Source organism: Paracoccus zeaxanthinifaciens ATCC 21588 (assembly GCF_000420145.1).
Classification (GTDB): Bacteria; Pseudomonadota; Alphaproteobacteria; order Rhodobacterales; family Rhodobacteraceae; genus Paracoccus; species Paracoccus zeaxanthinifaciens.
In genome coordinates this window covers 16674-43287 of sequence record NZ_ATUJ01000004.1, presented here as the reverse complement: position 1 = coordinate 43287, position 26614 = coordinate 16674, and the positions used below count along the sequence as shown (strand labels likewise).

The 26614-nt window shown below is 66.7% G+C and carries 27 protein-coding genes; 21 read left to right on the top strand and 6 right to left on the bottom strand.

From position 1 onward, the window contains the following. Positions 1 to 51: 51 nt before the first annotated feature. The 3 genes from F804_RS0105105 to F804_RS0105095 are packed head-to-tail and all read left to right on the top strand — an operon-like array spanning position 52 to position 2502. A complete protein-coding gene (locus tag F804_RS0105105) occupies positions 52 to 1125 on the top strand; it encodes a PhoH family protein (protein WP_022706675.1) in 1074 nt (357 codons plus the stop codon). Next, positions 1118 to 1615, top strand: a complete 498-nt coding sequence (gene ybeY, locus F804_RS0105100) for an rRNA maturation RNase YbeY (RefSeq protein WP_028725637.1) — start codon at positions 1118 to 1120, stop codon at positions 1613 to 1615. Before F804_RS0105105 ends, ybeY begins: the two co-directional genes overlap by 8 nt. Then, positions 1612 to 2502, top strand: coding sequence for a transporter associated domain-containing protein (locus tag F804_RS0105095; protein WP_022706673.1), 891 nt, complete (start codon positions 1612 to 1614; stop codon positions 2500 to 2502). The genes ybeY and F804_RS0105095 overlap by 4 nt, the downstream gene beginning before the upstream one ends. Here F804_RS0105095 and F804_RS15695 read toward each other — a convergent pair. Then, positions 2499 to 3440 (bottom strand): alpha/beta fold hydrolase, encoded by a 942-nt coding sequence (locus F804_RS15695; protein ID WP_022706672.1) that lies wholly within the window; start codon positions 3438 to 3440, stop codon positions 2499 to 2501. The two genes, F804_RS0105095 and F804_RS15695, sit on opposite strands and share 4 nt — an antisense overlap. Before the next feature lie 3 nt (positions 3441 to 3443). Continuing rightward, the gene (locus tag F804_RS0105085) at positions 3444 to 3728 is read right to left on the bottom strand and encodes an SCP2 sterol-binding domain-containing protein (protein WP_022706671.1); all 285 of its coding nucleotides are present in this window, start codon (positions 3726 to 3728) and stop codon (positions 3444 to 3446) included. A 62-nt stretch (positions 3729 to 3790) separates the two neighbouring features. Between F804_RS0105085 and F804_RS15690 the strand changes: the two genes are divergently transcribed. The 11 genes from F804_RS15690 to F804_RS0105030 all read left to right on the top strand — a co-directional run bounded on the left by F804_RS15690 (position 3791) and on the right by F804_RS0105030 (position 13590). Then, the gene (locus tag F804_RS15690; protein ID WP_022706670.1) at positions 3791 to 4369 is read left to right on the top strand and encodes a tetratricopeptide repeat protein; all 579 of its coding nucleotides are present in this window, start codon (positions 3791 to 3793) and stop codon (positions 4367 to 4369) included. A gap of 10 nt (positions 4370 to 4379) precedes the next feature. After that, a complete protein-coding gene (locus F804_RS0105075; RefSeq protein ID WP_028725636.1) occupies positions 4380 to 7181 on the top strand; it encodes a helicase-related protein in 2802 nt (933 codons plus the stop codon). A gap of 1 nt (position 7182) precedes the next feature. Further along, positions 7183 to 7497: an RNA-binding S4 domain-containing protein gene (locus F804_RS15685; RefSeq protein WP_022706668.1), complete on the top strand. Its 315-nt coding sequence runs from the start codon at positions 7183 to 7185 to the stop codon at positions 7495 to 7497. Positions 7498 to 7526: 29 nt separating this feature from the next. Then, positions 7527 to 7865, top strand: coding sequence for a ferredoxin FdxA (fdxA, locus tag F804_RS0105065; protein WP_022706667.1), 339 nt, complete (start codon positions 7527 to 7529; stop codon positions 7863 to 7865). Positions 7866 to 8140: 275 nt separating this feature from the next. Then, the gene (locus F804_RS0105060; RefSeq protein ID WP_022706666.1) at positions 8141 to 8650 is read left to right on the top strand and encodes a CarD family transcriptional regulator; all 510 of its coding nucleotides are present in this window, start codon (positions 8141 to 8143) and stop codon (positions 8648 to 8650) included. A 139-nt stretch (positions 8651 to 8789) separates the two neighbouring features. Continuing rightward, positions 8790 to 9707 carry a manganese-dependent inorganic pyrophosphatase gene (locus F804_RS0105055; protein WP_022706665.1) on the top strand — a complete coding sequence of 306 codons (918 nt, stop codon included), beginning with the start codon at positions 8790 to 8792 and terminating at the stop codon, positions 9705 to 9707. After that, on the top strand, positions 9707 to 10576 hold the full coding sequence (locus tag F804_RS0105050) for a TIGR01459 family HAD-type hydrolase (RefSeq protein ID WP_022706664.1): 870 nt from the start codon (positions 9707 to 9709) through the stop codon (positions 10574 to 10576). Before F804_RS0105055 ends, F804_RS0105050 begins: the two co-directional genes overlap by 1 nt. Positions 10577 to 10706: 130 nt before the next feature. Next, positions 10707 to 11150 carry a MaoC family dehydratase gene (locus tag F804_RS0105045; RefSeq protein ID WP_022706663.1) on the top strand — a complete coding sequence of 148 codons (444 nt, stop codon included), beginning with the start codon at positions 10707 to 10709 and terminating at the stop codon, positions 11148 to 11150. A 27-nt stretch (positions 11151 to 11177) separates the two neighbouring features. Continuing rightward, on the top strand, positions 11178 to 12107 hold the full coding sequence (locus F804_RS0105040; RefSeq protein WP_022706662.1) for a bifunctional riboflavin kinase/FAD synthetase: 930 nt from the start codon (positions 11178 to 11180) through the stop codon (positions 12105 to 12107). Continuing rightward, the gene (locus tag F804_RS0105035) at positions 12107 to 12547 is read left to right on the top strand and encodes a YcgN family cysteine cluster protein (protein ID WP_028725634.1); all 441 of its coding nucleotides are present in this window, start codon (positions 12107 to 12109) and stop codon (positions 12545 to 12547) included. Before F804_RS0105040 ends, F804_RS0105035 begins: the two co-directional genes overlap by 1 nt. Continuing rightward, on the top strand, positions 12544 to 13590 hold the full coding sequence (locus tag F804_RS0105030) for a threonine aldolase family protein (protein ID WP_022706660.1): 1047 nt from the start codon (positions 12544 to 12546) through the stop codon (positions 13588 to 13590). Before F804_RS0105035 ends, F804_RS0105030 begins: the two co-directional genes overlap by 4 nt. Here the strand turns inward: F804_RS0105030 and F804_RS0105025 are convergent. The 4 genes from F804_RS0105025 to F804_RS0105010 all read right to left on the bottom strand — a co-directional run bounded on the left by F804_RS0105025 (position 13581) and on the right by F804_RS0105010 (position 18014). Beyond that, positions 13581 to 14051, bottom strand: coding sequence for a CinA family protein (locus F804_RS0105025; protein ID WP_022706659.1), 471 nt, complete (start codon positions 14049 to 14051; stop codon positions 13581 to 13583). The two genes, F804_RS0105030 and F804_RS0105025, sit on opposite strands and share 10 nt — an antisense overlap. Further along, positions 14048 to 14539, bottom strand: coding sequence for a phosphatidylglycerophosphatase A family protein (locus tag F804_RS0105020; RefSeq protein WP_022706658.1), 492 nt, complete (start codon positions 14537 to 14539; stop codon positions 14048 to 14050). Before F804_RS0105020 ends, F804_RS0105025 begins: the two co-directional genes overlap by 4 nt. Before the next feature lie 53 nt (positions 14540 to 14592). After that, complete coding sequence (gene purL, locus F804_RS0105015) at positions 14593 to 16773, bottom strand: phosphoribosylformylglycinamidine synthase subunit PurL (protein ID WP_028725633.1); 2181 nt, start codon at positions 16771 to 16773, stop codon at positions 14593 to 14595. A gap of 335 nt (positions 16774 to 17108) precedes the next feature. Further along, positions 17109 to 18014, bottom strand: coding sequence for a LysR family transcriptional regulator (locus F804_RS0105010; RefSeq protein ID WP_022706656.1), 906 nt, complete (start codon positions 18012 to 18014; stop codon positions 17109 to 17111). A 159-nt stretch (positions 18015 to 18173) separates the two neighbouring features. Between F804_RS0105010 and F804_RS0105005 the strand changes: the two genes are divergently transcribed. From F804_RS0105005 to F804_RS0104975, 7 genes are all read left to right on the top strand, one after another. Further along, positions 18174 to 21563 carry an indolepyruvate ferredoxin oxidoreductase family protein gene (locus F804_RS0105005; RefSeq protein WP_022706655.1) on the top strand — a complete coding sequence of 1130 codons (3390 nt, stop codon included), beginning with the start codon at positions 18174 to 18176 and terminating at the stop codon, positions 21561 to 21563. 66 nt (positions 21564 to 21629) lie between these two features. Continuing rightward, a complete protein-coding gene (locus F804_RS0105000) occupies positions 21630 to 22442 on the top strand; it encodes a glutamate racemase (RefSeq protein ID WP_022706654.1) in 813 nt (270 codons plus the stop codon). 9 nt (positions 22443 to 22451) lie between these two features. Further along, entirely contained in the window at positions 22452 to 22901 is a 450-nt protein-coding gene (gene ccmE / locus F804_RS0104995; RefSeq protein ID WP_022706653.1) for a cytochrome c maturation protein CcmE, read from the top strand. 83 nt (positions 22902 to 22984) lie between these two features. After that, positions 22985 to 23596 carry a holin-associated N-acetylmuramidase gene (locus F804_RS0104990; protein ID WP_022706652.1) on the top strand — a complete coding sequence of 204 codons (612 nt, stop codon included), beginning with the start codon at positions 22985 to 22987 and terminating at the stop codon, positions 23594 to 23596. Then, positions 23587 to 24108, top strand: a complete 522-nt coding sequence (locus tag F804_RS0104985; protein WP_022706651.1) for a holin family protein — start codon at positions 23587 to 23589, stop codon at positions 24106 to 24108. The genes F804_RS0104990 and F804_RS0104985 overlap by 10 nt, the downstream gene beginning before the upstream one ends. Before the next feature lie 80 nt (positions 24109 to 24188). After that, positions 24189 to 26132: a heme lyase CcmF/NrfE family subunit gene (locus F804_RS0104980; RefSeq protein ID WP_022706650.1), complete on the top strand. Its 1944-nt coding sequence runs from the start codon at positions 24189 to 24191 to the stop codon at positions 26130 to 26132. Next, complete coding sequence (locus tag F804_RS0104975; protein WP_022706649.1) at positions 26129 to 26578, top strand: cytochrome c-type biogenesis protein; 450 nt, start codon at positions 26129 to 26131, stop codon at positions 26576 to 26578. Before F804_RS0104980 ends, F804_RS0104975 begins: the two co-directional genes overlap by 4 nt. The last annotated feature ends 36 nt before the right edge of the window (positions 26579 to 26614 follow it).

Sequence of the window (26614 nt, the reverse complement as noted above, 5' to 3'; positions counted from 1 at the left end):
AATCCTTCCCGATTGCCAACATTGGGTAAATCGCCTGAGCAGGAGAGAGATTTGGGCCTTTCGCCGACGCCCCCCGTCACCACACCCGCCGCGGAAACCCTGCTGGAATTCCCCGACAACCGGCTGCTGATCGACCTGTGCGGTGCCAATGACCGGCATCTTGCACGTATCGAAGAGGCGCTTGGCGTGCATATCCTGCGCCGTGGCAACCAGCTGGCCGTCGTGGGCGGCCCCGAGGCCCAGGCCGAGGCCGCGCAGCTTCTGAACGGCCTCTATGCCCGTCTGGAACAGCACAAGCCCGTCAGCCTGGCCGAGGTCGAGGCCGCGCTGCGCATGGGTGTCGAACCCAGCCCCGAGGTCAGCCCCGACGAGCAGCTGGAGATGTTCGCGCAGGGAAATTACGAGCTGCGTACCCGCAAGAAATCGGTCGAGCCGCGCACGGATGCGCAGAAGGCCTATGTCCGGTCGCTGTTCCAGAACGAACTGGCTTTCGGCATCGGGCCCGCGGGCACCGGCAAGACCTATCTTGCCGTCGCGGTCGGCGTCACCATGCTGATCGGCGGCCATGTCGACAAGATTATCCTGTCGCGCCCCGCCGTCGAGGCGGGCGAGCGGCTGGGCTTCCTTCCCGGCGACATGAAGGAGAAGGTCGATCCCTACATGCAGCCGCTCTATGATGCGCTGAACGACTTCCTTCCGGCCAAGCAGATGCAGAAGCTGGTCGAGGAGAAGCGCATCGAGATCGCGCCGCTGGCCTTCATGCGCGGTCGCACCCTGGCCCGCGCCTTCGTCGTGCTGGACGAGGCGCAGAACGCCAGCAGCATGCAGATGAAGATGTTCCTGACCCGTCTGGGCGAAGGGTCGCGCATGGTCATCACCGGCGACCGCACCCAGATCGACCTGCCGCGCGGCATGGAATCGGGCCTTGTGGACGCGGAACGCATCCTCAAGGGCGTGAACGGGATCAGCTTCAGCTACTTCACGGCGGATGACGTCGTGCGTCACCCGCTTGTCGCGCGCATCATCAAGGCGTATGACGCCGAGGAAGCCACGGCGCTTGCCGGCGGCAAAGAGGAAGGGCGTGGGCAATATGTCCCCCGCCGAGCAATGCGAAACGATGCCTGACCAGATTACGGCCGATTGCGTCATCGAGGACGAACGATGGGAGGCCGCGGGGCTTGAAGCCCTTGCGGCCCGCGCCGTCACCGCCGCGCTGGAATGGCACGAGATCGGCGGCGAAGTCGTGGTCATGGGCTGCGACGACGCCCGCATCGCCGCGCTGAACGCCGATTTCCGGGGCAAGCCCCGCGCGACCAACGTGCTGTCCTGGCCGGGGGTCGAGCATGTCCCCCACGAACCCGGCGAGATGCCCGAACTGCCCGACGAGGAAGAGCTTGGCGACATCGCCATCGCCTTCGAGACCTGCGAGGCCGAGGCCCGCGACCAGGGCAAGCCCTTCGCCGATCACGTCCAGCATCTTCTGGTCCATGCGACCCTGCATCTGCTGGGCTACGACCACGAGAACGACCCCGACGCCGAGCGGATGGAACAGGCCGAGCGCCTGATCCTTGAAGCGCTCGATATTCCAGACCCCTACAGGGAGAACCTGCCATGAATTCCGAGGCCCGATTACCCGAAGACGACGAAGAGGGCGAAGACCGCAACTCGCGCGGATTCTTCGGTCGTTTCTTTGCCGCCTTCAACGGGGCCGAAGAGGATGAGGACGGCGACGTCGACGCGGACAGCCCCGGCAACCGCGCGCCCGGCCTGATGAACCTGCGCCGGATGCGCGTCGACGATGTCGCGATCCCCAAGGTCGAGATCATCGCCGCGCCGCTGAACGTGACGCTGGACGACCTGGTCACGATGTTCCGGGAACATGGCTTCTCGCGCATTCCGGTGTTCCGCGGGACGCTGGACAGCCCCCTCGGGCTGATCCACCTCAAGGATCTGGCGCTGAAGCACGGCTTCGGGCAGGGCGGCAAGTTCACGCTGCGCCCGATGCTGCGCCCGCTTCTGTACGTGCCGCCCTCGATGCCGATCGGCGTGCTGTTGCAGCAGATGCAGCAGAAGCGCAGCCACATGGCGCTGGTGATCGACGAATATGGCGGGGTGGACGGCCTTGTGACCATCGAGGATCTGATCGAACAGGTCATCGGCGAGATCGAGGACGAGCATGACGAGGAGGAAGCCGGTCTCTGGGTCCACGAGAAGACCGGGCAGTGGCTGTTCCAGGCGAAGGCCGGCCTTGGCGATGTCGAGGAAGAAACCGGGATGAAGCTTCTCGACAGCGAGGTCGAGGAAGAGGTGGACACGCTTGGCGGCCTGATCTTCATGCTGACCGGTCGCGTGCCCCTGCGCGGAGAGGTAATCACCCACGATTCCGGCGCCGAGTTCGAGGTGGTCGATGCCGACCCCCGTCGCATCAAGCGCGTGCGGATGCGCCTGCCAAGCGTGGCGACCCCGTCCGAACGCGAAGTGAAGCAGGAAGAGCCGAGCTAGACCCCGGCGAAGCGTTCCAGTGCCCCCTGCCAGAAGATCTCCTTCAGGTCGGGGGTTTCCATCATCACCTCGTGGCGGGCGCCCTCGATCATCAGTAGGCGCCCGTCCGGCCAGTTCGCGGCGCGGTCGCGGATGGCCTGATACGAGACGATCTTCTCCTCGGACCCCAGCGAGACGGTCATGGGGATCGCGGGCGAGGGGATGCGCGACAAGCGCGCGCATTCGTTCAGCGCCTTGCCCACCCAGTCGAAGCTGGCGCCGCCGATGGTCAGGTCCGGCCAAGCCGCGCATTGGCGCAGCAGCCGCGACCATTCGTCCACGTCATGGGTCAGCAGGTTCGCGTTGAAGCTTTCGTCCAGGGGATAGGTCGATGCTCCGCCGCCGCTGCCGGGGGCGGCCAGCCCGCCGCGACCCAACCGTCCGGCCAGATAGGCGATGCCCGTCGCGATGCCGGTATGGAACCGGCGCAGGTTGATCCCCCACATCGGGGCCGAGAAGACCGCGGTCCGGACCGGCAGCCCGGCTTCCAGCGCGGCAAGCCCGATGCAGCCGCCCATCGAATGGCCCAGCAGGTGCCAGGGCTTCGGCAGCTCCAGCTCCTCGGCGGCGACGACCAGTTCGACCACGTCGCGCTGGTAATCGGCGAATTCGCCGACATGGCCGGGGCGCGGATCGGACTGCAGCCGGTCGGACATGCCCTGGCCGCGCCAGTCGATGGCGATGACGTCGTAGCCCTCGGCATTCAGCCGCGCGGCGACGGTTCCGTATTTCTCGACATATTCGGTGCGGCCGGGGAACAGCAGGATGCTGCCCCGGGCCGCCGTCTCGCAGGGCCAATGGGCCATGCGAAGCCGCACCCCGTCATCCGCCTGCAGCCAGAAGGCCCTTGCCGGAACCTCGGGGCTGCCATCCAGGCGGTTGAAGGGTGCGGGCTGCATGGTTCAGGACAGCTTCTGGCCCAGGGCCATCGCGACGCCCATCGAGCCGTCGATCTTCAGCTTGCCGGTCATGAAAGCGGTCGCGGGGTTCACGTCGCCGTTCAGGATGCCCTCGAACACGTCGCGCGTGGCGGTCAGGGTGACGTCGGCCTCTTCGTCGCCTTCGCGCACGCCGGCCTCGTCGATCATGATCGCGCCTTCGTCCTCGATCACGAATTTCGCGGTCGAATCGAAGCTGTCGATCTTCTGGCCCAGTTTCTCGACGGCCTTGGTCACAACATCGCTCATTTTCTTCCTTTCAGCGCGCTTGGTCTGGCGCCCGACATGCGGGCTGGGTTACAGCTGCCGTTATGAGCGCGGATCGTAACGTTTTCCATAATGCCGTCGCGGCACTGCGTCATCGAGTTCTGACGATTTTCATCGTTCTTGCAACCCTGACGACGCCCGCAGCGGCCGATCCGCTGGCCGACGCGTTCGACCGGCTGGCCCGCCCCACGGGCGAGGGCTGGCGCATCGCCGAGGCCGACATCCTGCGCGAATGGTCCCGTTCCGGATCGGCCTCGATGGACGTCCTGCTGCAGCGGGGCGAGGCCGCGCTGGATCAGGGCGACCTTCCGGCGGCCATCGGGCACCTGACCGCGCTGATCGACCATGCGCCCGATTTCGCCGCGGCCTATCAGGCGCGGGCTGCGGCGTTCGCGGCATCCGATCAGGTCGGACCCGCGCTGGCCGACCTGGGGCGCACGCTGGAACTGGAACCGCGCCACTTCATCGCCCTGACGCAGCTGGGCGCGATGCTCGAGGAGCTGGGCCAGGAGGACCGCGCGCTGGACGCCTATCGCGCAAGCCTTGCGATCCACCCCCACCAGCAGGAAGCGATCGATGGCGTCGCACGTCTGGAACGCGCGCGCATCGGCACCGATATCTGAGGGCATGAACATGATGACCCGCGGGCGGATCACCGCCATTCTCGGCCCCACGAACACGGGCAAGACCCATCACGCCATCACACGGATGCTGGCGCACAGGACCGGCGTGATCGGCCTGCCGCTGCGGCTGCTTGCGCGCGAGGTCTATGACCGCATCGTCGCCGCGCGCGGCCCGTCCGTCGTGGCGCTGGTCACGGGCGAGGAACGGATCGTTCCCGACCGCGTGCAGTACTGGGTCGCCACGACCGAGGCCATGCCCCAGATCGGCGCCGATTTCGTCGCCATCGACGAGATCCAGCTGTGTGCCGATCCCGAACGCGGCCACGTCTTCACCGACCGCCTGCTGCACATGCGCGGCCTGCAGGAGACGATGTTCCTTGGCAGCGACACCATGCGCCCCGCGATCGCCGCACTGGTCCCCGAGGCGCAATTCGTCCGGCGAGAGCGTTTCTCGACCCTGTCCTGGGCGGGGTCGAAGAAGCTGTCGCGCATGCCCGCGCGCAGCGCGGTCGTGGGTTTCAGCGTGGACGACGTCTATGCCACCGCCGAACTGATCCGCCGCCAGAAGGGCGGCTGCGCGGTCGTGATGGGTGCGCTGTCCCCCCGCACGCGCAACGCCCAGGTCGAGATGTACCAGGCCGGAGAGGTCGATTACCTTGTCGCGACCGATGCCATCGGCATGGGCCTGAACCTCGACATCCGGCATGTCGCCTTCAGCGCGACGCACAAGTTCGACGGTCGCCGCGTGCGCGAACTGTTCCCGCACGAGCTGGGCCAGATCGCCGGTCGCGCGGGGCGCCACACCGAATCCGGCACCTTCGGCGTGACGGGCGAGGCGCGCATCCTGGACGACGGCCTGATCGAGGCGCTGGAGAACCACCGCTTCGCCCCCATCCAGCGGCTGATGTGGCGCAACCCCAAGCTGGAATTCGGGACGATGGACCGGCTGGTCGCCAGCCTCGAGACCTCGCCCGAGCACGAGATCCTGGTCCGGGGCCGCGAGGCCGACGACCTGGGCGCGCTGAAGATCCTGCGAGAGATCCCCGAGATCCGCGACCGCGTGCAGAACGGCCGCGACGTGAAGCTGCTGTGGGATGTCTGCCGGGTGCCCGATTTCCGCGGCATCTCGTCGATGGAACATGCCACGCTGCTGCAGCGGATCTTCGGTTTCCTGCAGGAAGGAACGATTCCCGCCGAGTGGCTGGAAAAGGCCATTCGCCGGATCGACCGGACGCATGGCGATATCGACGCCATATCCAAGAGATTGGCGTATATTCGCACATGGACCTATGTCGCGCAAAGAAGCGGCTGGGTTCAGGACGAAAAGCATTGGCGCGCGGAAACTCGCGCTGTAGAAGACCGCCTGTCAGATGCGCTGCACGCGGCGCTGACGCAACGATTTGTGGACCGGCGCACATCAGTGCTTCTGCGCCGGCTCAAGCAGAAGGAGAGCCTTGTGGCCGAAGTGAACGATAAGGGCGAAGTGTCGGTCGAGGGCGAATTCGCCGGCCGGCTGGAAGGCTTCCGCTTCCGCCCCGACCAGACCGCGACGGCGGACGAGGCGAAGATGCTGAACCGCGCAAGCTACGAGGCGCTGCGCCCGGAATTCCACCTGCGCGCGGACCGCTTCTACAACGCGCCCGACACCGAGATGGACTTTACCGAGCAGGGCGGCCTCATGTGGGGCGACGCGGCTGTGGGCAAGCTGGTCCGCGGGTCGGACCCGCTGAACCCCGGCGTCGAGGCATTCGTCGATGACGAGGCCGGTGCCGACATCGCCGAGAAGGTGCGCCGCCGCCTGCAGCATTTCATCGACCGCAAGGTCGCGGCCCTGTTCGAGCCGCTTCTGGTCATGAGCAAGGACGAGGCCCTGACCGGCCTGGCGCGCGGCTTCGCGTTCCGCATGGTCGAGGCCCTGGGCGTCCTGCCGCGCGACGGCGTCGCCAACGAGGTCAAGGAGCTGGACCAGGAGGCCCGCGGCCAGCTGCGCAAGCACGGCGTCCGCTTCGGCCAGTTCACCATCTTCATGCCCGCGCTGCTGAAGCCCGCGCCGACGCGCCTGCGCCTGGTGCTGTGGTCGCTGCACGAGGGGCTTGCCGAATTCCCCGAAAGCCCCCCGCCGGGCCTGGTCACGATTCCGCATCTGCCGGACCTGGCCGACACCGTCTACACGCTGTCGGGCTATCGCCCCGCGGGCGAGCGTGCGATCCGCATCGACATGCTGGAGCGTCTGGCAGACCTGCTGCGCGCGCAGGACACGCGCGGCGGCTTCGAGGCGAACCCCGACATGCTGTCGATCACGGGCATGACGCTGGAACAGTTCGCGGGCCTGATGCAGGGCCTGGGCTATGCCGCCGAGAAGGGCGAGCGTCCCAAGGCCAAGGCGGCCCCGGTCACCGAGGCCCCGGCACAGGGCGATGCCCCCATGACCGAAGAGGAATCGGTGCTTGCCGCCGAGACCCGCGCGAAATGGGAGGCCGAGCAGGCCGAGAAGCGTGCAGCCGAAGGCGAGGCCGAGGAAGCCCCCGCCGAGGTCGAGAACGAGGTCTTCTATACCTTCCGTTGGGCGCCCAAGCCGCGCGGCAACCGCCGTCCGCAAGGCGATCGTCCGCAGGGTCAGGGCCGTCGCGGCCAGAAGGACGGCGCACCGCGCGGCGAACGTCGCGAAGGGCAGGGCGGCAAGCCCGCGCGCAAGGGCAAGGGCGGCAAGCCTGCATCGCAGGCGCCCAAGACCTATTCCTCGCGCCCCGAGAAGAAGGCCGATCCCGACAGCCCCTTCGCGATCCTCGCGCAGCTGAAGGACCAGAAGTAAGTTGGATGCGCAGCCCGGCCTTAGGCTGGACAAGTGGCTTTTCCACGCCCGCCTCTTCAAGACGCGCGGCCTTGCGGCCGGACGGATCGAAGGGGGCGGGCTGCGCATCAACGGCCAGCCTTGCCGCAAGCCCGGCAAGGCCGTCCGTCCCGGCGACGTGCTGACCCTGTCGGCGCATGGCCGCGTCCGGACGCTTACGGTGCTGGCACTGGGCGACCGCCGCGGCCCGGCCTCCGAGGCGCAGGCCCTCTATGCCGAGGCGCAGGACGCGTCTTTTCGCCACCCCGGTCTTGCAAGCGATCAGGCACAGGCGTAATCAGCGCCCCGGACCCAACGGAGCGTGACATGACCTACGTCGTGACTGACAACTGCATCATGTGCAAATACACCGATTGCGTGGAGGTATGTCCCGTCGACTGCTTCTACGAGGGTGAGAACACGCTGGTCATCCATCCCGACGAATGCATCGATTGCGGCGTCTGCGAACCCGAATGCCCCGCCGATGCGATCCGCCCCGATACCGAGCCGGACATGGAGCAGTGGGTCGAGTTCAACCGCAAGTATTCCGAGCAATGGCCGGTCCTGACCCAGAAGAAGGACCCGATGCCGCAGGCCGCCGAGATGGACGGCGTGGAAGGCAAGCTCGAGAAATACTTCTCGGAGGCACCGGGCGAAGGGGACTGATCCCCGCGCCAAGGTGACGGTTCGCACCCGCCCCTTCGTGGCCAGGGTGCCCTTCATGCGTCGAGAGCGCTTTTTTCGGCGTCATTTTTGTGTTATACATGACCAATCGCGCAGGTCGCACGGGGGCTAAACCCGTCCGCCTGCGACTATGCTGCCGATCCCAGCCCTCTGCCGGGCCAGGGAACAAGACATGAAATAGGATGGACCGAAGGTGGCGGCAGCCTCCTGCGGTTTTTTGCGCCCTGCGGAAAAGGGGCGCATTCAGAGGAAGCCATATGTCGAAATCCAAGAAGAACGAATTCCGCCCCGATGATTTTGTCGTCTATCCGGCACATGGGGTCGGTCGCATCGTGTCGATCGAAGAGCAGGAAGTCGCCGGACTGAGGTTGGAGATGTTCGTCATCTCGTTCGACAAGGACAAGATGACCCTGCGCGTGCCGACCTCGCGCGCGGCCGAGATCGGGATGCGCGGGCTGGCCTCGCCCGACCTGATCGACCGTGCGCTGGAGACGCTGAAGGGCAAGGCCCGCGTCAAGCGCGCGATGTGGTCGCGCCGTGCGCAGGAATACGAGCAGAAGATCAACTCGGGCGATCTGCTGTCGATCGCCGAGGTCGTGCGCGACCTGCATCGCAGCGACGACCAGCGCGAACAGTCCTATTCCGAGCGTCAGCTGTACGAGGCCGCGCTGGACCGCCTGACCCGCGAAGTCGCGGCCGTCGGCGGGCTGGACGAAGGTGGCGCGCAGAAGCGCGTCGAAGAGGTTCTGATGTCGCGCGCCGCGTGATCGTCGGACATCGACCGGAACGGGGCGCCTTCGGGCGCCCTTTTTCATGTCCGGCAAGCGTTGTTCCGGTCGTGGACAACGCTTGCCGCGCGGCCTATAACCCGACGCGAAAACGCAATGCCAACAACCCGAGGCGCATATGATCAAGGTATTCGGCCACACGGCCCCCGACACCGATTCGACCGGCTCGCCCATCGTCTGGGCCTGGTATCTGAACGAGGTCCGCAAGACCCCGGCCGAAGCCGTCCTGCAGGGTGAGCCGAACACCGAGGCCGCCTGGATGCTGTCGCGTTGGGACCTGCCGAAGCCCGCGATGATCTCGGACGTGGCCGCGGGCGACAAATGCGTCATCGTGGACACGAACAACCCGGCCGAACTGCCCGCCTCGATCAACGATGCGGACGTGCTGGAGATCATCGACCACCACATGCTGGTCGGCGGCATCAAGACGCGCAGCCCGATCAACATCACCATCCGTCCGCTGGCCTGCACCGCGACGATCATGCACGACCTGATGGGCGATGCCGTCGCCGGTGCGCCCGATTGGGTGAAGGGCGCGATGCTGACCTGCATCCTGTCCGACACGCTGGAATTCCGCAGCCCGACCACCACCGATCACGACCGCGCCGTGGCCGAGAAGCTGGCCGCCGAGCTGGGCATCGACATCCCGGAATACGCAGCCGAGATGTTCGCCGCCAAGTCGGATGTCAGCGCATTCGCGGATGACGCGCTGCTGAAGATGGACAGCAAGGAATACGAGCTGGGCGGCAAGCAGCTGCGCGTCTCGGTTCTGGAAACCACCGCGCCGCAGGTCCTGCTGGACCGCAAGGACAGCCTGATGGCCGCCATGCCGGGCGTCGCCGCTGCCGACGGCGCCGACGAGGTTCTGCTGTTCATCGTGGACATCCTGCGCGAAGAGGCGACCCTTCTGGTCCCGAACGAGTTCGTGAAATCGGTGGCCGAGCGCAGCTTCGGCGTGACCGTGACCGGCGATACCGTCGTGCTTCCGGGCGTCGTCAGCCGCAAGAAGCAGATCATCCCGGTCCTGGCCGTCTGATGACCCGCATCATCGCTTCGCTGGCCGAAATCTCGGCCAGCTACGATGCGCTGTTCTGCGATCTTTGGGGCTGCCTGCACAACGGCAAGCAGCCCTACGAGGCCGCGGTCGAGGCGCTTCGGGCCTATCGGCAGGCGGGCGGCAAGGTCTGCCTGATGACCAACGCGCCCCGCCCGAACCAATACGTGATCGCGCAGCTGGACCGCATGGGCGTGCCGCGCGATGCATGGGACATCGTCGTCAGCTCGGGCGATGCCGCGCAGGAGGCCCTGTTCCGGGGCGCTGTCGGCACGAAGGTCTGGCATATCGGTCAGCCCAAGGATGACGGCTTCTTCACCGACATTCCCGAGGGCTTCGAGGACGCGCCCGCCATCACGCGGGTCGAACTGTCCGAGGCCGAGGGCATCGTCGCCTCGGGTCCCTTCGACGAAGAGAACGAGACCCCCGAGCATTACGCCGACCGCTTCCGCGATGCGCTGGAACGCGGGCTGCCGATGTTGTGCGCCAACCCCGACATCGTGGTCGACATGGGCGACAGCCGCATCTACTGCGCGGGCGCGCTGGCGAAATACTACGAGGAACTGGGCGGCACGGCGCTGTATTTCGGCAAGCCGCATGCGCCGATCTATGACCGCGCGCGCAAGATCCTCGGGCTGGGCGACGACGCGCGCTTCCTTGCGGTCGGTGACGGGATCTTCACCGATATCGAGGGCGCCGAGGATCAGGGCATCGACAGCATCTTCGTCACGGGCGGTCTTGCCGCCGAAGAGTTCGGCGACGATGTCGAGAACCCGCAGGGCGACATGCTGGAGGACTGGCTGAAGCGCCAGGGGCGCAAGCCGACCTTCGCGATCGGGCGCCTTCGCTGAGCGTTGCAGGCCCTGCCGGTTTCCGCGCAGGGCCTGTCAGCAATAAAATGCCACGTGCAACGTCATTCTTGAACTAATATTGTTTCGCTGCTATGCAGAAAGCCGCGATATTGGTCAGAAGGGCGGCACCATGCTTGATAACCTTCCCCGCGGCACCGTCGTCATCGAGGATCTCGAGATCGGGATGACGCGGTACCTGCAGAAGCGGATTACCGACGACGACATCGAGATGTTCGCCGCCGTCTCGACCGACCGCAATCCCGTGCATCTGGACGACGATTATGCCCGCGACACCATATTCGAGGGGCGGATCGCGCATGGCATGCTGACGGCGGGGCTGATCTCGGCCGTGATCGGGGAGCAGCTTCCGGGGCATGGCACGGTCTACCTGGGGCAGACGCTGCGCTTCATGGCGCCGGTGCGTCCCGGCGACACGGTCCGGGCCGAGGTGACGGTCCAGTCGATCGAACATTGGAAACGGCGGGTGACGCTTGCAACCCGCTGTTTGGTGGGCGATACGGTCGTGCTGAAGGGTGAGGCGGTCGTCCTGGCCCCAAGCCGCAAGTTCGACTGACGGGGCGCGGCCCCGAAGGGGGCCCATTTGCATATCCACCGCGATTGGCACGCGATTGCTGCGGGCGCGAAGGGCGCCTCGGTCGCGATGGGCAATTTCGACGGCGTTCACCTGGGGCATCGCGCGGTCATCGACACTGCGCGCGCGGCCCATGACGGCCCGCTTGGGGTCGTGACCTTCGAGCCCCACCCGCGAGAGGTGTTCCAGCCCGACGCGCCGCCGTTCCGCCTGATGAACGCGGAAAGCCGCGCGAACCGTCTGGCGCGCCTGCATGTCGATCACCTGTACGAGCTGCCCTTCGGACCCGAGCTGGCGGGCCTGACGCCCGAAGGCTTCGCGCGGGACGTTCTGGTCGATGGGTTGGGCGTGGCGCATGTGACGGTCGGCGCGGATTTCAAGTTCGGCGCCAAACGCGCGGGCGATGCCGCCATGCTGCAGGAACTGGGCCGCCGGATGGGCTTTGGCGTGACGATCCAGCCGCTGATCCAGTCCGGCGATGCGGTCTACAGCTCGACCGCGATCCGCAAGGCGCTGACCGAGGGCGAGACCCGCAAGGCCGAGCGGATGCTTGGCCACTGGCACCGCATCGACGGCGAGGTCATCCACGGCGAGAAGCGCGGCCGCGAACTGGGCTGGCGCACGGCGAACATGGCGATGGACGGGCTGCATTTGCCGCGGCTTGGCGTCTATGCCGTGCTGGTGGACGTGCTGACCGGCCCGGACAAGGGGCCCGCGACGGGCGTGGCCTCGCTTGGGGTGCGCCCGATGTTCGGGAAGAACACTCCCAACCTTGAAGTGCATCTTTTCGACTTCAACGGCGATCTGTATGGACAGCACCTGTCGGTGGCGCTGGTCGAGTTCCTGCGTGACGAGGTGGCCTTCGACGGCGTGGAGGCGCTTGTCCGCCAGATCGAGGATGATGCCGATCGCGCCCGCTCCATCCTGGCGGGGCAATGATGCGACCGAAATTCTGGGAACTTCCGCTCAAGGATCTGACGCGCCCCGAATGGGAGGCGCTGTGCGACGGCTGCGGAAAATGCTGCCTGAACAAGATCGAGTTCGAGGACACGGACGAGCTGGCCTTCACCCGCGTCGCCTGCAAGCTGCTGGACGGCCAGACCTGCCAATGCTCGTCCTATCCCAACCGGCACGATTTCGTGCCCGATTGCGTGGTGCTGACCCCCGCCAAGCTGGACGAGATCTCGTGGTGGCTTCCGGGCACCTGCGCATACCGCCTGCGGTCCGAGGGCAAGCCGCTGCATGATTGGCACCACCTGATCTCGGGCGATCCCGAAGCCGTCCATCGCGCGGGCGAGAGCGTTCGTGGTTGGACCGTGAATGAACTTTCCGTGGACGAGGACGATTGGGAAGATCACATCATCGAGGATCTGACATGAATTTCGCCTCTGACAACGTGCGCTCGGCCCATCCCGACGTGTTCCGCGCGATGGAACGCGCGAATGACGGTGCCGCGCGCCCCTATGGCGGGGACGACATCACCGCCGAGGCGATCGAGGCCATCCGCGACCTGTTCGAGGCCCCCGAGGCCGTCGTGCGCTTCGTCTCGACCGGAACGGCGGCGAATGCGCTGGTCTGCGCGCAGTTGTCGCCGTCCTTCGGGCGCATCTACTGCCATGCCGACGCCCATATCGAGACCAGCGAATGCGCCGCGCCCGAATTCTTCTCTCATGGGGCCAAGCTGGTGACGCTGCCGGGTCTTGACGGCAAGCTGGACCGCGAGATCCTGCATGTCGCGCTTCAGCAGGGGGCCGCAGGCGGCCTGAACGAGGGTCGAAGCGCGATGGTGTCGATCACCAACGCGACCGAGTGGGGCACCGTCTACGATATCCCCGAGGTACAGGAACTGGCCCGAGAAACGCATGCCGCAGGGCTGCCGCTGCACATGGACGGGGCGCGCTTCTCGAACGCGGCGGCGCATCTTGGGGCCGCGCCCGCCGATCTGACCTGGCGGGCAGGGGTCGACGCGCTGTGCTTCGGCGGGACCAAGAACGGCGCGATGGCCGCCGAGGCGGTCGTCTTCTTCGATCCGGCCCTGGCCGAGGGGTTCGATTATCGCCGCAAGCAGGCCGGGCATGTCTTCTCGAAGAACCGCTTCCTGGCGGCGCAGATGCTGGCGCTGGCGGGTGATGGGCTGTGGCGCAGGCTGGCGACGGACGCGAACGCCAAGGCGCAGGTCCTTGCCGCAGCCGTGGTCGAGGGTGGCGGCCGCCTTCTGGTCCCTGCGCAGTCGAACGCCGTCTTTGCCGAGATCTCTGCGGCGACCCATGAACGCGCGATGGCGGCAGGGGCGGAGTACTATCCCTGGCCCGACAAGACGGCGGCAGGGATCGATCCGATCTCGGTCAGGCTGGTCTGTGCATGGGACACCCCCGACGCAGAGGTCGAGGCGCTGGCCGCGATCCTTCGCGGTCAGGGCTGAGCGCGCTCGATCAGCAGGCGCAGGGCAAGATCGACGGTTGCGGCGCGGACGCCCTGGCGACCGATCGCGCCGAAATCCTCGGTCAGGGTGCGCGTCCCGAAGCTGTCGGTAATGCCGAAGCAGACGCGGCCTTCAGGCTTGTGCTCGGACCCGCCGGGGCCTGCGATGCCGGTCACCGCAACCGCGATACCCGCATCCGAATTGCGAAGCGCGCCTTCGGCCATCTCGGCCGCGACCTCTTCGCTGACGGCGCCGTGGCGCGCCAGCGTATCCTGACGCACGCCCAGCATCTGCATCTTGGCCGCGTTGGAATAGGTGACGAAGCCTCGGTCGAAGGTATCCGAGCTGCCCGGAATCTCGGTCAATGCGCCCGAGATCAGGCCGCCGGTGCAGCTTTCGGCGGTGGCGATCATCACGCCACGGGCCCGCGCGGCATCAAGCGCATCCGAGGCGAGGCTCACATCAGCACCCCGTGCGCGATGGCGGCGGTCGCCATCGTGGCGATTGCGGCGAAGATCCCCGCCCACAGGTCGTCGATCATCACGCCAGCCGCGTCGTGGCGGCGATCGGCGCGGCCGACCAGCCAGGGTTTCCAGATGTCGAACAGGCGGAAGAAGGCAAAGGCCGCCAGCCAGCCCGGATAGGGGAAGCTGTCGGCGGGCAGGCCCGCATGCCAGAACCCGAACGAGGGCGCCATCAGCGCCAGCCACTGGCCGGCGACCTCGTCGACGACGATTTCCGAGCGGTCGGGATCGTCCATTCCGGCGGTGTGGACGCGCACGGCCCAGAAGCCCAGCAGGATCACCAGTCCGGTCGCCAGCGCCAGCAGCGGGAAATGACCGATCCGGTGCAGGATCACGCCCATCGCGACCGCGATCAGCGAACCCCAGGTGCCGGGTGCGGGGCGCAGAAGGCCCGCGCCGAACCAGATGCAGAGAAGCCTTGCCATGCGCCGTTCCTTCTTGGGGATGGTCGGGGCCGCGGGTGGCGGCCCCCGACGGATCAGGCGTGATCGGGCACGTCGCCCGCGATCGCGGTGGCGAACGCGCTGCGGAAGGTCGCGGACAGATCGGCCAGATCGGCGGCGTCGTCGCCGAACTGCACGGCCTGGCCGCCGAAGGTGCCGACCTGCGCGACGGGCACGCCGGCCTCGGCCGCCGCAGCGATCAGCGCCTGGGCACCATCCGCGTCGCAGGCGACGAGATAGCGGGCCTGATCCTCGCCGAACAGCTGGGCGATGTCATCGCTGGTCAGCCGCAGACCGATGCCCGCGCCCTCGGCCATCTCGAAGGCCGCCAGCGCCAGGCCGCCCTCGGACAGGTCGGTCGCGGCGCGCAGGTGGCTGCGGTTCGCGCGCAGGAACTCGCCATGCTTGCGCTCGGTCGCCAGGTCGACATGCGGGGCGTCGCCGTCCTCGCGGCCGAATGCCTCCCATGCCAGGGCCGACTGCGAAAGATGGCCTTCGGTCTTGCCGATGACCAGCGCCACGTCGCCATCCTCGGGCAGGCCCGCGATGATCTGGGACAGGTCCGCGATCAGGCCGACCGCGCCGATGGTGGGCGTGGGCAGGATGCCCTTGCCGTCGGTCTCGTTATAGAGCGAGACGTTGCCTGACACGATGGGGAAGTCCAGCGCGCGGCAGGCCTCGCCGATGCCCTTGATGGCGCCGACCAGCTGGCCCATGATCTCGGGCTTCTCGGGGTTGCCGAAGTTCAGGTTGTCGGTCGTGGCCAGCGGCAGCGCACCCACGGCGGACAGGTTGCGATAGGCTTCGGCCACGGCCTGCTTGCCGCCCTCGTAGGGGTTCGCGCGGACATAGCGGGGCGTCACGTCGCTGGTGAAGGCGATGGCCTTCTGCGTGCCGTGGACGCGGACGACGCCGGCACCCAGACCCGGACGGCGCACGGTATCGGCGCCGACCTGCGTGTCGTACTGTTCCCAGACCCAACCCTTGTGGGCGTGGTTCGGGCTGCCGATCAGGGCGCGCAGCGCGTCGATGGGACCGATCGCGGGCAGGGCCTCGGCCGGGGCCGCGGCGGGCGTTTCCACCCAGGGGCGGTCGTATTCCGGCGCGCTGGAGGACAGCTTGGACAGCGGCAGGTCGGCCATCACCTGGTCGCGGTGGACGATCAGGAATCGATCCTCGGCGATGGTTTCGCCGACGATGGCGAAGTCCAGGTCCCACTTCTCGAAGATGGCGCGGGCCTCGGCCTCCTTCTCGGGCTTGAGGACCATGAGCATGCGCTCCTGGCTCTCGCTCAGCATCATCTCGTAGGCGGTCATGGCGGCTTCGCGCTGCGGGACGTTGTCCAGGATCAGCTTGATGCCCAGACCGCCCTTGTCGCCCATTTCCACGGCCGAGCAGGTCAGGCCCGCCGCGCCCATGTCCTGGATCGAGATCACGCTGTCGGTCTGCATCAGCTCCAGGCAGGCCTCGAGCAGCTTCTTCTCGGTGAAGGGGTCGCCGACCTGAACGGTGGGGCGCTTTTCCTCGATCGTGTCGTCGAATTCGGCGCTGGCCATGGTCGCGCCGCCGACGCCGTCGCGGCCCGTCTTGGCACCCAGATAGACGACGGGCATGCCCACGCCCGATGCCGCCGAGTAGAAGATGCGGTTCGTATCCGCCAGGCCCGCCGCGAAGGCGTTGACCAGGCAGTTGCCGTTATAGCTGGGGTGGAAGCGGACCTCGCCGCCCACGTTCGGGACGCCGAAGGCGTTGCCATATGCGCCGATCCCCTCGACCACGCCCTTGACCAGATGCGGGGTCTTGGGATGGTCCGGCATGCCGAAGGACAGCGCGTCCATCGCGGCGATGGGGCGGGCGCCCATGGTGAAGACGTCGCGCAGGATGCCGCCAACGCCGGTCGCGGCGCCCTGGTGCGGCTCGATATAGCTGGGGTGGTTGTGGCTCTCCATCTTGAAGACCACGGCCTGCCCGTCGCCGATATCGACGATGCCCGCATTCTCGCCCGGGCCGCAGATGACCTGCGGGCCCTCGGTATGCAGCGTGCGCAGCCATTTCTTCGAGGACTTGTAGGAGCAATGCTCGTTCCACATCGCGCTGAAGATCCCCAGCTCGGTAAAGCTGGGTTCGCGACCGATGATCTGCAGGATGCTGTCATATTCCTCGGGTTTGAGCCCGTGCGCGGCGATCAGTTCGGGGGTGATCGTCGGTTCCTGCATGCCATTGCCCTTCCTGCGCATGAAATCACGCGCCTTGTAGGGCTTGTCACGGTCCTTGGGAAGTCCCTGCCGAGGGGGCGCCTGACGCGGGACAAAAAAAGCCGGGCACGAGGCCCGGCCTAAGTCCAACAGGGAGGTAGAAGGTGATGAGCTTGTAAGCCTGACATCGCCTTCGAAGCCCGATCTATGTGCAGTGTGTGAACTTCGCAAGGTCGGATTTGCTGCATCTGCAACATATCACCCATGCAGTGGCAGAATAGCTGCAACCTTGGGTGGAAAACCGCGCATGATCAGCGGTTTTCGCGCAAAGACTGCCCCAAATTTCGGCAGTTGCCTTACGATTGACCAGCCTCGGACTGGTGGCGGCGATAGGCTTGGATCTCTTCCAGCACGAAATCGCGGAAGACGGCGACGCGCCGCGTCTGGCGCAGCTCCTCGGGATAGGCGAGGAAAACCGGCACTTCGCCCGATTCAAGATCGGGGAAGATGCGCACCAGCTCGGGGTGGTCGGCGGTCAGATAATCGGGCAGCACCCCGATCCCCAGATTCGCCAGAACCGCCTGCAGCACCCCGAAGTAGTTGTTGACCGTCAGCGTCGAGCCGACATTCTGCGCCATCAGCGTTTCGACCAGACGGGCGCCCGAGGCGACCTGCGGCTGGTCGGGCTTCTGGCAGATCAGCCGATGCTTGGTCAGTTCCTCCAGCGTCTCGGGCTTGCCGTGCTGTTCGACATATTCCGGCGTCGCATAGAGCCGCATGCGGATGTTCAGCAGGCGGCGACGGATCAGGTCGGACTGGCTGGGCTCCTTCATGCGGATGGCAACGTCGGCCTCTCGCATGGGCAGGTCCAGGACGCGTTCCTCCAGCAGCAGGTCGATGCGCAGGTCGGGATATTTCTCATAGAGCTTGACCAGCCGCGGGGCGAGCCACAGGGTGCCGAAGCCCACAGGCGTCGTCACCTTCAACTCGCCGAAGACATTCTCCTCGCTGTCGCGGATGCGGGCCGAGGCGCTTTCGAGCTTGCGCGCCATCGAGGATGTCGCCTGGAACAGCAGCTCTCCCTGTTCGGTCAGGATCAGGCCGCGGGCGTGGCGATGGAACAGCGTGGTGCCCAAAGCCTCTTCCAGGGCGCGGATCTGGCGGCTGACGGCGGATTGCGACAGGTGCAACGTGTCGCCCGCATGGGTCAGGCTGCCCGCATCGGCGACCGCGTGAAAGATTCTGAGCTTGTCCCAGTCCATGTTTCCTGCCTCGTCATGTCAGCCATGCGTCCAGTGCAAGGCTAGCCCCCACCTGCAAAACAGGCAACCCGAGGTCAAGTGAAGATTTTCCTTCTTTGGTAAGCAAAGCTGACCTATACTGACCCCGGTGCAAGCCATCATGCGAGGGAGGAGAGCAGGATGAGCCAGCAGGAATTCAAACTTTCGGACCGTTTCGACCTGACGAAACGTCACGTGCTGCTGAACGGGACGCAGGCACTCGTGCGGCTGATGCTCATGCAATCGGCACGCGACGAAGCCGCGGGGCTGAATACGGCGGGGTTGGTCACCGGGTATCGCGGATCGCCCCTGGGGGGCGTGGACCTTGCCATGATGCGAGAGGGGAAGCGTCTGGCCGAGGCCCGGGTGACGTTCCAGCCGGGACTGAACGAGGATCTTGCCGCCACGGCAATCTGGGGCGCGCAACAGGCCGAACTGCGCGGCGAGGGGCGCTTCGACGGCGTCTTCGGCCTGTGGTACGGCAAGGGTCCGGGCGTGGACCGCACGGGCGACGTGATGAAGCACGCCAACATGGCGGGATCGTCGCCACATGGCGGCGTCGTCATGGCGATGGGCGACGACCATACGGGCGAAAGCTCGACCGTGCTGCACCAGTCGGACTGGGCGATGATCGACGCCTATATCCCCGTGCTGTCGCCGGCAGGCGTGCAGGAGATCCTGGATTACGGCCTCTATGGCTTTGCGCTGTCGCGCTATGCGGGCGTGTGGACCGGCCTCAAGACGATGAAGGACACGGTCGAGGCGACCGCCGTCGTCGATGGCGATCCGCACCGCATGTCCTTCGTGACGCCCGATCGCGTGCTGCCCGAAGGCGGGCTGAACATCCGGCTTGGCGATACGCCCGTGCTGCAGGAAGCGCGGATGATCGACCACAAGCGATGGGCCGCCGAGGCGTTCAGCCGCGCGAACCGCATCGACAGGCGCGTTTGGGGCAAGCCCGGCGCCAAGATCGGCTTCGTCGCCGCAGGCAAGAACTGGCTGGACCTGGTCCACGCGCTGTCGCTGCTGGGCATCGACGAGGCCGAGGCCGAGCGGCTGGGCCTGACCACCTACAAGGTCGGGCAGACCTGGCCGATGGACATGAAGTCCATCCAGGAATGGTCCGAGGATCTGGAACTGATCATCTGCGTCGAGGAGAAGCGCAAGCTGATCGAGGTGCAGCTGAAGGAGGCGATCTTCGACAAGCGTCGCGGGCGCCGCGTCCACGGCTGGAAGCACGACCGCACGGGCGAGGAGCTGTTCCCGACGCGCTATGCGCTCGACCCCGTGATGATCGCCGAGAAGATCGGGAACATCCTGATCGAGGAGGGGCGCGGGACCGAGCATGTCCGTGCCGGTCTGACCCGCCTGGTCGAGGTGCGTCGCGCGGACAACGCCCCCGAGGTCGCGACCCGCACGCCGTGGTTCTGTTCGGGCTGCCCGCATAACAGCTCGACCAAACTGCCCGAGGGAAGCCGCGCCTATGCCGGGATCGGCTGCCACTACATGGTGCAGTGGATGGGACGCGACACCGAGGGCTTCACCCATATGGGTGGCGAGGGCGCGAACTGGATCGGCGAAGCGCCGTTCAGCAAAAGAGATCATGTTTTCCAGAATCTTGGGGACGGAACCTATAACCATTCGGGGATCCTTGCGATCCGAGCGGCGCAGGCTGCCGGGACCAACATTACCTACAAGATCCTGTATAACGACGCCGTGGCGATGACCGGCGGCCAGCCGAACGAGGGCGGGCTGTCCGCGCATCAGATCGCGGCGGAATTGCAGGCGATGGGCGTGCACCCCGTCATCGCCGTCTATGACGAGAAGGAAGAGATCGACCGCAGCCTCTTCCCGTCCGGCATGCGTTTCGAGGAACGCGCCGAGATGATGAACGTCCAGCGAGAGCTGGAGGGCGTGAAGGGCGTCAGCGCGATCCTCTATATCCAGACCTGCGCGGCCGAGAAGCGGCGCCGTCGCAAGAAGGGCACCTTCCCGGACCCGGACCGCCGTGTCTGGATCAACCCCGAGGTCTGCGAGGGCTGCGGCGATTGTTCGGTCCAGTCGAACTGCGTGTCGGTCGTGCCGCTGGAAACCGAGCTGGGACGCAAGCGGCAGATCGACCAGTCCAGCTGCAACAAGGATTTCAGCTGCGTGAAAGGCTTCTGCCCCAGCTTCGTCTCGGTCAGCGGCGGCAAGCTGCGCCGCCCCAAGGCCGAGGCGCTGGACCTGCCGGACCTTCCCGAACCCGTGCTTCCCGCGATCAACGGGACGCATAACATCGTCATCACCGGCGTGGGCGGCACGGGCGTCGTGACCATCGGCGCGGTGTTGGCGCAGGCCGCGCATATCGACGGCAAGGGCGCGGGCATGATGGAGATGGCGGGCCTGGCCCAGAAGGGGGGCGCGGTGCATATCCACCTGCGTCTTGCCGACCGCCCCGAGGATATCAGCGCGATCCGCGTGGCCACCGGCGAGGCCGATTGCGTCATCGGCGGCGACCTTGTTGTGTCCGCGGGCGCCAAGACGCTTGGGCTGATGACGCAGGGGCGCACGGGTGCCGTGGTGAACGACCACGAGATCATCACGGGCGATTTCACGCGCTTCCGCGATTTCCAGATCCCCTCGGATCAGCTTCGGGTGTCGCTTCAGGCGCGACTTAAGGATCGGGTCGCGTTCTTCGACGCGAACGACCTTGCGCTGCGCAAGCTGGGGGACTCGATCTACAGCAACATGCTGGTGCTGGGTGGCGCATGGCAGCAGGGCCTGATCCCGCTGACCCATGATGCGATCGCACAGGCCATCAGGCTGAACGGCGCCAAGGTCGACGAGAACCTGCGCGCGTTCGAGATCGGGCGTTGGGCCGTGGCCTTCCCCGACCAGGTCCGCCCGCCCGCCACGGTGACCGAGCTTCCGCCCGATCCGGTCGAGTATCGGGCCGAGCGGCTGGTCGGCTATCAGGGCAGGCGGCTGGCGAAACGCTATCGGGCTATGGTCGGGAAGGCCCCCGAAGCACTGCGCGAAAGCGTCGCAAGAAGCTACTACAAGCTGTTGGCGTACAAGGATGAATACGAGGTCGCGCGTCTTCATCTGCAGACCGCGGATCGCGTCGCCGAACAATGGGAGGACGCGCCGCGCCTGACCTTCCATCTTGCCCCGCCGATGCTGCCGGGCACCGATGCCATCGGGCGGCCCAAGAAGCGCGAGTTCGGTCCTTGGATCCTGCGGGCCTTCCGGGTGCTGGCCTCGCTGAAGGGTCTGCGGGGCACCCCGCTGGATCCCTTCGGATATCAGTCCGAGCGGCGGGAGGAGCGCCGCGCGATCCGCGAATACGAGGCCGACATGGCCGAGATCTTCGCGGGCGTGACCGATGCCACGCTGCCCATCGCGATCGAGCTGGCGGATCTTCCGCTGACCGTCCGGGGCTATGGCCCGGTCAAGGCCAAGGCCGCAGCCGAGGCCGCGCAGCGCCGGGCCGAGCTGCTGGATCAGTTCCGGTCGGGCGGCGCACCAATGCGTGAAGCCGCCGAGTAAGGCGAACCGTTTGCAAGTGCCGCGTGGCGTCCTATGAAGGGCGCCACGCGCAACGGGAGAGTTTCAATGGCGGTAGGCGTTTTCGATTCGGGTCTTGGCGGTCTGACGGTCCATCAGGCCATCGCCGCGCGGCTGCCCGACCTGCCGCTGGTCTATCTGGGCGACAACGCCCATGCGCCCTATGGGGTGCGGACCGCCGACGACATCTTCGATCTGACCTGCCGCGGCGTCGAACGGCTGTGGGCCGAAGGGTGCGACCTGGTGATCCTGGCGTGCAACACCGCAAGCGCGGCGGCGCTCAAGCGGATGCAGGAAACCTGGCTGCCCGAGAACAAGCGCGTCCTGGGCGTCTTTGTCCCGATGATCGAGGCGCTGACCGAACGCCGATGGGGCGACAACTCCCCCCCACGAGAGGTCGCGGTCAAGCATGTCGCGCTGTTCGCGACCCCCGCCACGGTCGCAAGCCGCGCCTTCCAGCGCGAGCTTGCCTTCCGCGCCGTCGGTGTCGATGTCGAGGCGCAGCCCTGCGGTGGCGTGGTCGACGCGATCGAGATGGGCGACGAGATCCTCGCCGAAGCGATGGTCACGAGCCATGTCGAGGCGCTGATGCGCCGGATGCCGCACCCGCAGGCCGCGATCCTGGGCTGCACGCATTACCCGCTGATGCAGGACGCGTTCCAGAAGGCGCTTGGGGCCGATGTGCAGGTCTACAGCCAGGCGGGGCTGGTGGCCGACAGCCTTGCGGACTATCTTGCGCGCCGTCCGGAATTCACGGGCGAGGGGACGCGCTCGCGCTACCTGACCACGGGCGATCCGGTGCGCGTCTCGGGCAAGGCCACGCAGTTCCTGCGCCGCCGGATCGAGTTTGAAGCCGCATAAGGGGCCGCCATGAAATCGTTGAAGAAACAGCGCCGTATCCAGATCGTCGCGGCGGCTGCCGTCGCGCTGACGGCGGCGTCGGTCCTGATCGGGATCGGTTTCAGCGACGGCATCAACCTCTATCGCTCGCCCAGCCAGGTGGCCGAGGCCGCGCCCGACGCGGACGAGTTCTTTCAGCTGGGCGGGCTGGTCAAGGACGGCTCGATCCGCGACGGGGCGGGTGTGGCGTTCGACTTCGTGATCACGGATGGCGCCGCCGAGATCCCGGTCAGCTATGTCGGACGCGAACCGAGGCCCGATCTGTTCGGCGAAGGGCAGGGAACCATCGCCAAGGGCTGGTTCCGCAACGGGCGCTTCGAGGCCCGCGAGATCCTTGCCAAGCATGACGAGACCTACATGCCGCGGGAGGTCATCGACACGTTGAAAGAGACCGGCGTCTATCAGGAGCCGTCGTCCTGACCCGTGCAACGCGCGATCGGTTAACGGGCCGTTAACGCGGTTTCCCCAGCATTCCGGCATTCGGGATCAAGCGGGGACGCATCATGCAGACAGTCGAACAGATCGCGCGGGACATCGTCCGACGCGAGGGCGGATATGTGAACGACCCGGACGATCCGGGCGGGGCCACGAATTACGGCGTGACCATCGGCACCATGCGGGGCCTCGGCATGGACCTGACGGGCGACGGCAAGGTGGATGCCGCGGATGTCCGCGCCCTGACGCGCGCGCAGGCCGAACAGATCTTCGTCCAGCACTATTTCAACAAGCCGCGCCTGGCCGAGCTGCCTGCCGCAGTCCAGCCGAGCGTGTTCGACATGTATGTGAACGCGGGCAGCAACGCGGTGAAGATCCTGCAGCGGCTGGTCACCCGGATGGGCTTTGCCGCCGCCGATGACGGGGTCGTCGGACCCAGAACCATCGCCGCGGTCACGGGCGCGGCGGCAGTGGCCCCCGACCACATCGCCGACGCCTACGGGATCGCGCGGCGCAATTATTATTATGCACTGGCGGATCAGCGGGCGGCCAGCCGCAAATACGCGCGCAGCAATTCGGGCGGCAAGGGCGGCTGGATCACGCGCGCCGAAGAGTTCATCTCGGCCCGCTATCACCTGACCGAGGCCGAACATCGGGCGAGGGTCGCGTCATGGGCATGATCGACCGCTTCATCGGGGTCGCCCCCGCCGTCGGCGCATTGGGCAGCGCCGCCACGGGAATGGCCGAGGTGTTCACCCGCAACGCCACCCGCCGGATGGAACTGGACGAAGAGGCGTTCGCCCGCGCGCTGGATCAGCACGGCAAGGAGTTCGCGGCCCCGCGACAGGGCTGGTTCGACGGTTTCGTCAATGCGTTGAACCGCCTTCCGCGCCCCTTGCTGGCACTGGGGACGATGGGCCTGTTCATCTATGCCATGATAGAGCCTGCGGGCTTCGGGCTGCGGATGCAGGGGCTTCAGGCCGTTCCCGAGCCGCTCTGGTGGTTGATGGGCGCCATCGTCGGGTTCTATTTCGGCGCACGAGAGGCGCACCACTTCCGCAATCGCGGCTGGTCCGTGCCTGCGACCGCCGAAACCCCCGAACCGCAAACCGCGCAGCCCTTCGCCGCGCCATCCGACGACTTTGCCGACAACGCCGCGCTGCGCGACTGGGCGCGGTCGCAAGGAAAGTGACCGGGGCGCGTCGCCGCAGGGTCTTTCGCAGGCGACGCGCCGCAACTATGGTCCCCGGGCGCGAGAAGGGGACCCGTCGAATGACCGCAGAGCTTGGCCACCTGTCGCTGATCATGGCGTTCATGGTCGCGATCTTTCAATGCACGGTGCCGATGCTGGGGCTTTCGCGCGGCTGGGCCGGTGTCGCGGACACGGCGCGATCGGCTGCGATCGTGCAGCTTCTGCTGCTGGCGGCAAGCTTTACCGCGCTGACCGTCGCCTTCGTCACCTCGGACTTCTCGCTTCGGCTGGTCTACGAGAATTCCCACAGCTCGAAGCCGATGCTGTACAAGATCAGCGGTGTCTGGGGGAACCACGAGGGGTCGATGCTGCTGTGGGTGCTGATCCTCGCGCTGTTCGGGGCGGCTGCGGCGATCTTCGGTCCGAACCTGCCGCCACGGCTGCGCGCAAGGGTGCTGTCGGTGCAGGGTGCAATCAGCGTGGCGTTCCTCGCCTTCATCATCTTCACGTCGAACCCGTTCTGGCGCCTGGGCGATCCGCCTTTCGACGGGCGCGACCTGAACCCGCTGCTGCAGGACCCGGGCCTCGCCTTCCATCCGCCGTTTCTCTATCTGGGGTATGTCGGGCTTTCGATGGCGTTCAGCTTTGCCGTCGCCGCGCTGATCGAGGGGAGCGTCGATGCCGCATGGGCGCGGTGGGTGCGTCCCTGGACGCTGGCGGCATGGGTGTTCCTGACCATCGGCATCGCGCTCGGGTCTTGGTGGGCCTATTACGAGCTGGGCTGGGGCGGCTTCTGGTTCTGGGACCCGGTCGAGAATGCCAGCTTCATGCCCTGGCTGCTGTCGGCGGCGCTTCTGCATTCCGCCATCGTCGTCGAGAAGCGAGAGGCTCTCAAGAGCTGGACGATCCTGCTGGCGATCATGGCCTTCGGCTTCTCGCTTATCGGGACGTTCATCGTGCGGTCGGGGGTCATCACCTCGGTCCACAGCTTTGCCAGCGACCCGCAGCGCGGGGTCTTCATCCTGGGCATCCTGGTCCTGTTCATCGGCGGTGCGCTGACGCTGTTCGCGGCGCGTGCCTCGCAGATGACGGCCAAGGGCGTGTTCTCGCCCCTGTCGCGCGAAGGGGCGCTGGTGCTGAACAACGTGCTGCTGGCCGTCAGCGCCTTCGTCGTCTTCATCGGCACGATCTGGCCCCTTGTCGCGGAACTGGTCTGGGGCCGCGTCCTGTCCGTCGGGCCGCCCTTCTTCGACAAGGCGTTCACGCCCTTCATGATCGTTCTGGCCATCGCGTTGCCCTTCGGGGCAATCATGCCGTGGAAGCGGGCGCGGATCGCACGCACCCTGCGCCCGTTGCGGGGGGCCGCGATCCTGTCTGCCGCAGTCGCGGCGCTGGTCTTCACGCTGTCCACCGGGCATTCGGCGCTGGCGGTGATCGGGGCGGCGCTCGGGTCATGGCTGATCGCCGGATCCGCGGTCGATCTTTGGCAGCGTACCGGCAATTCGGGCTGGCGGCGGCTGTTCCGCCTGCCACGCGCCGACTGGGGCAAGGCCGTCGCGCATGCGGGTCTGGGCGTCACCTTCATCGCCGTCGCCCTGATCCAGGCGTGGGAGGTCGAGGATATCCGCGTCGCCAGGATCGACGAGCCCTTCGCGCTTGGCTCCTATAAGCTGACGCTTCGGCAGGTCGACCAGGTTCGCGGCCCGAACTACCTGTCGCAGATGGCCGTGATCGAGGTGTCGCGCGGCGGTTCCCGCGTCGCCACGCTGCGGCCCGAAAAGCGCGTCTATCCGGTGCAGGGCATGCCCACGACCGAGGCGGGGATCGACTATGGCTTCTTCCGCGACCTCTATGTCGTCATCGGGAACGAACAGCCCGAGGGCGGCTGGGCGGTCCGGTCCTATATCAAGCCCTTCGCGAACTGGATCTGGGGCGGGGCGATCCTGATGGCGCTTGGCGGCCTGATCAGCCTGTCCGACCGTCGCTATCGCGTGGCGGCCGCCGCCCGGAGGGCATCCGCATGAGGGGGCTGCTTCTGCTGCTGTTGCTTGGCGGTCCGGCGATGGCCGTCCAGCCCGACGAGGTTCTGGACGACCCGCGACTGGAGGAACGGGCAAGGGCGATCTCTCGCGATCTGCGCTGCCCGGTCTGCCAGGGCGAGAATATCGACGATTCGAACGCCGCGATCAGCCGGGATCTGCGGCTCTATGTGCGCGAACGGCTGGTCGCGGGCGACAGTGACGCGCAGGTGGTCGACCACGTTGTGGACCGCTTCGGAGAGTTCGTGCTGTTCAGCCCCCGGGCGACGGGCGCGAACCTTGTCCTGTGGCTGGCGGGGCCGATCATGGCGCTGATCGCGGCCTTCGCAGCCTGGCGCTTTCTGCGTGGGCGCGACCGCACCCAGTCGATGCCCGACGATCTGGACGAGGCCGAGCGTCGCCGGCTGGAAGATCTGATGCGCGGCGACTGACGCGGGGTCGCGCTTTCGCGGGGCGTGGTTTCCGCC

Bases quoted from the DNA above. Each gene is read 5' to 3' on its own strand.
- ybeY (WP_028725637.1), top strand. From the start codon at position 1,118: ATGCCTGACCAGATTACGGCCGATTGCGTCATCGAGGACGAACGATGG.
- F804_RS0105095 (WP_022706673.1), top strand. From the start codon at position 1,612: ATGAATTCCGAGGCCCGATTACCCGAAGACGACGAAGAGGGCGAAGAC.
- F804_RS15695 (WP_022706672.1), bottom strand. From the start codon at position 3,440: ATGCAGCCCGCACCCTTCAACCGCCTGGATGGCAGCCCCGAGGTTCCG.
- F804_RS0105085 (WP_022706671.1), bottom strand. From the start codon at position 3,728: ATGAGCGATGTTGTGACCAAGGCCGTCGAGAAACTGGGCCAGAAGATC.
- F804_RS15690 (WP_022706670.1), top strand. From the start codon at position 3,791: ATGAGCGCGGATCGTAACGTTTTCCATAATGCCGTCGCGGCACTGCGT.
- F804_RS0105075 (WP_028725636.1), top strand. From the start codon at position 4,380: ATGATGACCCGCGGGCGGATCACCGCCATTCTCGGCCCCACGAACACG.
- fdxA (WP_022706667.1), top strand. From the start codon at position 7,527: ATGACCTACGTCGTGACTGACAACTGCATCATGTGCAAATACACCGAT.
- F804_RS0105060 (WP_022706666.1), top strand. From the start codon at position 8,141: ATGTCGAAATCCAAGAAGAACGAATTCCGCCCCGATGATTTTGTCGTC.
- F804_RS0105055 (WP_022706665.1), top strand. From the start codon at position 8,790: ATGATCAAGGTATTCGGCCACACGGCCCCCGACACCGATTCGACCGGC.
- F804_RS0105050 (WP_022706664.1), top strand. From the start codon at position 9,707: ATGACCCGCATCATCGCTTCGCTGGCCGAAATCTCGGCCAGCTACGAT.
- F804_RS0105045 (WP_022706663.1), top strand. From the start codon at position 10,707: ATGCTTGATAACCTTCCCCGCGGCACCGTCGTCATCGAGGATCTCGAG.
- F804_RS0105035 (WP_028725634.1), top strand. From the start codon at position 12,107: ATGCGACCGAAATTCTGGGAACTTCCGCTCAAGGATCTGACGCGCCCC.
- F804_RS0105030 (WP_022706660.1), top strand. From the start codon at position 12,544: ATGAATTTCGCCTCTGACAACGTGCGCTCGGCCCATCCCGACGTGTTC.
- F804_RS0105020 (WP_022706658.1), bottom strand. From the start codon at position 14,539: ATGGCAAGGCTTCTCTGCATCTGGTTCGGCGCGGGCCTTCTGCGCCCC.
- purL (WP_028725633.1), bottom strand. From the start codon at position 16,773: ATGCAGGAACCGACGATCACCCCCGAACTGATCGCCGCGCACGGGCTC.
- F804_RS0105010 (WP_022706656.1), bottom strand. From the start codon at position 18,014: ATGGACTGGGACAAGCTCAGAATCTTTCACGCGGTCGCCGATGCGGGC.
- F804_RS0105005 (WP_022706655.1), top strand. From the start codon at position 18,174: ATGAGCCAGCAGGAATTCAAACTTTCGGACCGTTTCGACCTGACGAAA.
- F804_RS0105000 (WP_022706654.1), top strand. From the start codon at position 21,630: ATGGCGGTAGGCGTTTTCGATTCGGGTCTTGGCGGTCTGACGGTCCAT.
- ccmE (WP_022706653.1), top strand. From the start codon at position 22,452: ATGAAATCGTTGAAGAAACAGCGCCGTATCCAGATCGTCGCGGCGGCT.
- F804_RS0104990 (WP_022706652.1), top strand. From the start codon at position 22,985: ATGCAGACAGTCGAACAGATCGCGCGGGACATCGTCCGACGCGAGGGC.
- F804_RS0104985 (WP_022706651.1), top strand. From the start codon at position 23,587: ATGGGCATGATCGACCGCTTCATCGGGGTCGCCCCCGCCGTCGGCGCA.
- F804_RS0104980 (WP_022706650.1), top strand. From the start codon at position 24,189: ATGACCGCAGAGCTTGGCCACCTGTCGCTGATCATGGCGTTCATGGTC.
- F804_RS0104975 (WP_022706649.1), top strand. From the start codon at position 26,129: ATGAGGGGGCTGCTTCTGCTGCTGTTGCTTGGCGGTCCGGCGATGGCC.